The organism is Mesorhizobium sp. P2_A12 (assembly GCF_056405075.1).
Map to the genome: position 1 here is coordinate 1 of NZ_JBFUCU010000057.1, position 5,695 is coordinate 5,695.

The window sequence follows — 5,695 nt, forward strand, 5'->3', positions numbered from 1 at the left end:
GCGTAGGTCGTGCCCCAGGGACCCTGCCAGCCAATGGAGGAGCCTTTGAGCGCCTTGGCCGGATCGATTTTCCCATCGGCTTCACGGTATCCTTCCGTGTGGCAGAAATGGCAGCCGCCGATGATCGAAATATACAAACCGCGTTCGACGGAAACCTCGTCTGCCCCCAGGAGGCTGGTTGGCAGGATCGACAGAGCGACTGCCGCACAGAGTTCGATTGTTCGCATATTCGCTGCCTCCCATGGCTGGTTGCCGCCCATACGCTAATGATGAGCCTTTGCGTATTTTAGGTACAACTAATGTTGCAGCCTCAAGTTACCCCCTCCGGCCAGCATAACGTCCCCTGGGCTGGTATACGTTCAGCTTCTGGTGTGCGGTGAGGCGGGAAAGGCTACGGTCGAAGAAGTGCGCCACCAAATTGCGCCCACAATCGCTCGCAGTCCCTTGCCCTAAGACTCGGCGTTCCCGGTTCGCCATAGAAGACCATCGCCGAGCGGACATCGTAACCGAGTACCGAGGCATTGGCCACGAATTGAATGGCCATTCCCAAGTTGATGCCGCCGATCCGGGCCTCAGTTTTGTTGGTAAGGTCGATCACTCCAAAAATTTCCGCGTTCCCGTTCTTGGCAGCCATGATAGTAGTCGAAATGGCATTCGCCACGGCAAGAAGCATGGTGTTCGGTCAACCGGTGAGACGGCTTTTAACTCCCTTCCGCCAACTTTGTTCCCGAAGCCCACAAGGCTTAATGATCCCACGCATTTATCTCTTCTTCGGCGCAGAGCCCCAAGTAACCTCGAAGCGTGCGCCAACCCTCAATCGTGTAGTCGTCCGGATGCTTATGTGAGGAGCGTGTCTAAGACGTCTTCCCGCTTGCTTGCGCCGCGCGGATTTCCACCGCGGCCTTCGTGCTCATAAGAACGCTGATGCCTCGGCGACGGCCCAGCGCGATGTTGCGGCGGCGGAGAGAAATCTCACAGCTAGTATGGGCGCGGTCACAAAGCCGGGCAGCGGCGGCGCCAGCCCTTAACCGCCGAGTCGGTGACAGAACTTATTCTCGCGATTGCGGAGTGTATCGTTTTACATCCCAACCATCCGATCTTTTTTGTGCCTGTTGGAGGGCTTTCATTTTTCGGTCATTCCACGGTTTCGACGATCGGCTTTGCCAACGCCTAACTGGCTCGTTTGAGAAACCGCTTGGCGCTCTTGTCAGCGAGTCGGAGCGCGATAATTTTTGTTGGGAGGGGACCTTCGATCCACAGGAGTTGACGATGAAATACCAAACCCTAAACCAACTGCAGACAATCGCAGAAGTGGAGCCCTTGTCGACGTACCCGATCATGACTAGGCAACAGCGCATCGAGCGTTGGGCAGAGCTTCTAGCTGCACATCCCGAGCGACGCCTGGGAGCCCTAACCGGCACCGAGCATTTGAAAAGGGAAGCCCGCGACGCAGTGCGCTGTGAGGGCTCGCCAATCACAGTGGCTTTCGAGGATCCGATACTGCGTGCGTTGGGCCTGAAGGATGATACCTATGGGGAAGCAAAGCGCTTCTTCGAACTGACTGACTGGCAATTGCACGACGTCGTCTGTAGTTGTCATGTCGGGACTACGATGAGAGGGCAATGGGTTGCTGCAAGGGTCCGCCGGATAATCGGTGGCAACAGGTTCTTTAATTGGCTCAGAGAGAGAATGTGGCACTGAGGCAGACTGCGATTGCGGGGAGCGGCGTTCCTTCGTCCCGTGTGTCCTGGGAAGAACTTTCAGCCGCAGCTGCTATAGCATCTGAGGCAAGCGGGCTTTGCTGTCGACGATAGGCCTGGCACCGCAATCGCATTGACAGATATGGCGTTGGGGGTACGCTTCGCAAATGGCGCGCGCAGCGACACTTGAGCGCTTGCCAAAATAATGAGATTGGGCCGGTCGTCAGCCTGCGCGATAAGGGCTATCTGCCGAAGAGATGAATGATTAAGTGTTTGCATTGCACCAATCTCGGCGCGAAGGAAACACTTAGATGAGCCGAGGGCCCGGCCGAATTCACCATCGAGCAATTGATGGAAGAGCGATCCGACGACATGCTACTGGTCTCGGACTTGGTTGCTGCTTGCGGCCGGCGGTCGCGCCCAGCGGCCTTGCAATCCGAGCAGCCGAAAAGCCGGACCAGATCCAATGGATCTCCGTTTAAGGGTCGCCGCAAACAGGATTGATCTCAGTAGATGGGGTATTCGGCTTGCGCCCCTTCTTCAATGGTGATGCAGGAAGGTGCTGCGCTTCGAGCTGATGATAGAACGGGGTCTGTCCAAACAGCCACAAGCATCAGGAAAGGAAGCGCAGCATGAAGCACTTTATCGGCCTCGACGTCGCGGTGAAAGAGACCGCGGTTTGTATTGTCGATGAATCTGGCAGGATCTGCCGCGAGGTGAAGGTCGTCAGCCACTGCGACGATCTCTTCGCCGTCCTGAAGGATCCTGCCTGACCATTGAACGGGTCGGTCTCGAGGCCGGGCCCATGTCGCAATGGCTTTTCGAGGGGCTGGCGTGCGCCGGGTTGCCGGTCATCTGCATCGAGACGCGTCATGTGAAAGCGTTCCTGAGCAGCCGAACAAGACCGATCGCATTGACGCGCGCGGCATCGCGCAGATGATGCGAGTCAACCTGTACCGCCCGGTGCATGTGAGCCGCTCACAAGCCAGAAGCGGCGGGCACTCTTGACGGCCCGCAAGCTGCCGTAGGGAAAGGCGATCGCCATCGAGACGACATCTGCGGTCTTCTGCGCAGAAAGCAAGCGCGTTGGATGCATATCCCTGTGCGGGGACGGCATGATGCGGACGTTGCTCTATCAGGCAGCACAAACGCTGATGACTCGCGTGACGAATGGTCGTGGCTCAAGGCCTGGGCGATGAACGTCGCCAAGCGGCGCGGGATGCGCAAAGCAATTGTCGCCTGGCAGTCGTCATGCATCGCATGTGGCTGGACGGCACCGAGTTCCGCTGGACGAGGGAAAACCATGGCGTCAGCCACCTGATCTAGAAGGCCGGAAAGGAGAGAGACAGAGTTCCGCTCGCTGGTGGACGGACGTCCTTCGCAGGACGATGGATGAGGCGAGCTCGCTGAGACACTCGTACTGATTGCAACACGCGATCAAGACGCTTGGTAGATTGTGCCGCCTCATTCGCCTGACCCCATGCTGGGAGGACGAAACGCCGATCCCGAAGAGAAGCAAGGCCCTGCGAAAGACGTCAAAACGCCGGAGACACGAAAAGCTCGATAGTGATTGACCTAAATACGCCGAATAGAGAAGTGTCTCAGTCGTCTAATCGCGGATCGAAATGCAAGCCCAAATTTGTATTGAGGTGTCGTTTGCTGGGAGCACGGTCGTCTTCGCGGTCGACATGAAGCCGCCGCATGATGGGCTTCGCGAGGGATGGAGCCTTCCAAGGTTTGAAACGCAATCGCGAGCGTTGTGACGCCAACGATGCGCCTGACACAGCGGAATGGCTCGGCCCACGTCCTGGCAGGGCCCCATGTTTGAAATTTGCCCCATGGTCATATGAGAATGTGCTGTTACGATCCATCGCGGGCGCTGCGGCCAGGATAGCCCCGAATGGTCCCGCTGGAAGGTAGATCATGACAAAAGTGCGTGACGTTTCGTTTGTGGCCCTTGCCGGACTTTCTGCAATGTTGGGGTTAGCCGGCAACGTGGATGCCGAGGATGCACCTCCGACAATCGTCACCCTCGGCGACAGCTACATCAACAGCTATGGAGTAGCTCCGGCTGACGCATTTGCGGCCACGCTCAAGTCGGCGCTGAACGCTGCCGGGCACCCAGTGTCAATTGTCGAGGTGGGGTACAGAAACGACAGCGAACGGGGTCTCGCTTGGCTGGCGGAATCCAAGGATGGCCTTGACCTGCAGGCGAACCCTGCAAACCACGTTGTCATCGTCGAATTGGGTCAGAACGATTGCGCTCAAATCGACCTGAAGGACACGCGAGCGAACCTCGACCAGTTTCTGAGTATCCTCGACCAGAAGCGCGTTCCAGTGCTTGTGGTTGGAACCGCGGCCTATGGCTATTGCTCGTCTAGGCTCGGGGCTGACTATGCCGAGCTGTTTTCAACGATGTTCTCCGAGCTAGCGACCAAGCATGGAGACTTGCTCTACGCCGACTTCAAGGAGGGCGTGACTGGGCATCCGGAGTTGCTTGAACCGGACCACGACCACCCAAATGCAGCGGGTGATGCGATCATCGTTAGAAACATGCTCCCTATGGTTGAGGCGCTGCTCGCGCAGGTGCAACCGCGTTGGACAGCCGCCCCGCGCTAAATTTCAATTGCGCAGGCGGGGTGACGGAGGACTTCGTCAGCGTCTCGAACTCCACCTATCATTTTCCGCATGCGATCCGCGATTCCAGCAAGGTCGCGCGCAGTCGCGACGTGGGGAAGTCACCATTCGCGACCGGGAAGGGCTCGTTGAAATCGCCGACGGGGGCTATGGAGAATCAGAGGTCGAATACGAACGGCTGGTTGGTGCTTTCGACCCACAGTACGTTTGATCGTCCGTTTTTTTGGCCCGATATGTCAAATCTTAGTGCGGGGAACTTTACCCGTTGCTAATTTAAAAACGGCGGGGGCGCTCTCGGAGGGAGCGGCCATGGAAATACGAGACCTTGTGGTTAAGATGTCAGCTAAGTTACTCAAGCGCCGTGCTGGTGCCCTATCGGTGTCAACTCAACCGATCCGCGTGTCCTTGGCCCACATGCCGCCCAAGCGGCCGTCGCCAGCGTATCGACCGTCGTCCCCGCCCCGGCCGGCCAGCAACATGTAACTCAACGATTTTTGCGGGGGGTGGCCGGCGCTGTTGGGTGGAAGCTTTGGGGAAGGCGCCGGCCAATCGGCTTTCCGCCGCGCGAAACAATCTAACAGGCAGCCCGCCGTATCTATGGTTTGATCGCGTAGCGCGTTTAGGCCTGATCGACATCAATATCGAAAACAATCGACGCGCGAAGAAGTGTTCGAGCATCGGCATTTCGGATGCGTACGGCAAACACATGGTGACTGTGTTTGGGCAGGGTCTACTGAGTGATTTCTGTCAATGGACGGATTGACTGGCGTTTCGCTTCGCCAAAGCTTTCAAAATCCAAGCCCTCTCGGTCGGGCATAAGCTCGCCGTCGTCCCGGAAGTCGAAATAAAACGTGGCCATCCGACAGCATGAGGCTTTTTAAGCCGGAGGGGAAGAGAAACGTACGTTTACAATAGGACGCAGGCTTGCGATCGACAATCTCAAAACCGTGCTTGCGGTAGAAGGCCAGCGCCCGATCGTTGCTCTCAAGCACTTCTAGCGCGATGCTCGGGATGCCGACATGGGCCGCAAGTACGGCGGATGTCGGCCGCCAACCCGGATCCGAATTCACTTTTTTCTATGTGCAGGCGGTCGAGCATGACGTCACCTCCCGCATCCATCTCAGCCATCGCATAGTCGGGCGAGAGACCCATCCGGCCGTTCCGCGACGAACGCTATCTTGTTGGTGTCCGCCAGTTCCTCCGCGAGCCGCTGCGGGGCATGATGGACGTCCGAAATCTTGGCCGTTTCCGCCCAGCCTGCGATTGGTCCATATGTGCGGCGCCAGGACTCGCCAAGCAGCTTCGATACGGCAGGGACGTCCTGTTCGGTCATGGCTCTAATTCGCATCGCGTCAACT

The 5,695-nt window shown here is 57.7% G+C and carries 4 protein-coding genes and 3 pseudogenes; 3 read left to right on the forward strand and 4 right to left on the reverse strand.

What is annotated here, in order from left to right; genetic code table 11:
• Nucleotides 1–260, reverse strand: a pseudogene (locus AC1DZU_RS35230) (hypothetical protein); the annotation flags it as partial.
• Nucleotides 261–391: 131 nt separating this feature from the next.
• Nucleotides 392–634, reverse strand: a complete 243-nt coding sequence (locus tag AC1DZU_RS35235) for a hypothetical protein (protein WP_477292032.1) — start codon at nucleotides 632–634, stop codon at nucleotides 392–394.
• A 635-nt stretch (nucleotides 635–1,269) separates the two neighbouring features.
• On the opposite strand from AC1DZU_RS35235, the gene AC1DZU_RS35240 reads away from it, so the two are divergent.
• The 3 genes and pseudogenes from AC1DZU_RS35240 to AC1DZU_RS35250 all read left to right on the forward strand — a co-directional run bounded on the left by AC1DZU_RS35240 (nucleotide 1,270) and on the right by AC1DZU_RS35250 (nucleotide 4,319).
• Entirely contained in the window at nucleotides 1,270–1,701 is a 432-nt protein-coding gene (locus tag AC1DZU_RS35240; RefSeq protein ID WP_477292034.1) for a hypothetical protein, read from the forward strand.
• 631 nt (nucleotides 1,702–2,332) lie between these two features.
• Nucleotides 2,333–3,026 (forward strand): annotated as a pseudogene (locus tag AC1DZU_RS35245) (IS110 family transposase).
• 597 nt (nucleotides 3,027–3,623) lie between these two features.
• Nucleotides 3,624–4,319 (forward strand): GDSL-type esterase/lipase family protein, encoded by a 696-nt coding sequence (locus AC1DZU_RS35250; RefSeq protein ID WP_477292036.1) that lies wholly within the window; start codon nucleotides 3,624–3,626, stop codon nucleotides 4,317–4,319.
• Nucleotides 4,320–5,067: 748 nt separating this feature from the next.
• Here the strand turns inward: AC1DZU_RS35250 and AC1DZU_RS35255 are convergent.
• Nucleotides 5,068–5,196, reverse strand: coding sequence for a DUF6894 family protein (locus tag AC1DZU_RS35255; protein ID WP_477292038.1), 129 nt, complete (start codon nucleotides 5,194–5,196; stop codon nucleotides 5,068–5,070).
• Between the two features lie 261 nt (nucleotides 5,197–5,457).
• A pseudogene (locus AC1DZU_RS35260) lies at nucleotides 5,458–5,695 on the reverse strand (hypothetical protein); the annotation flags it as partial.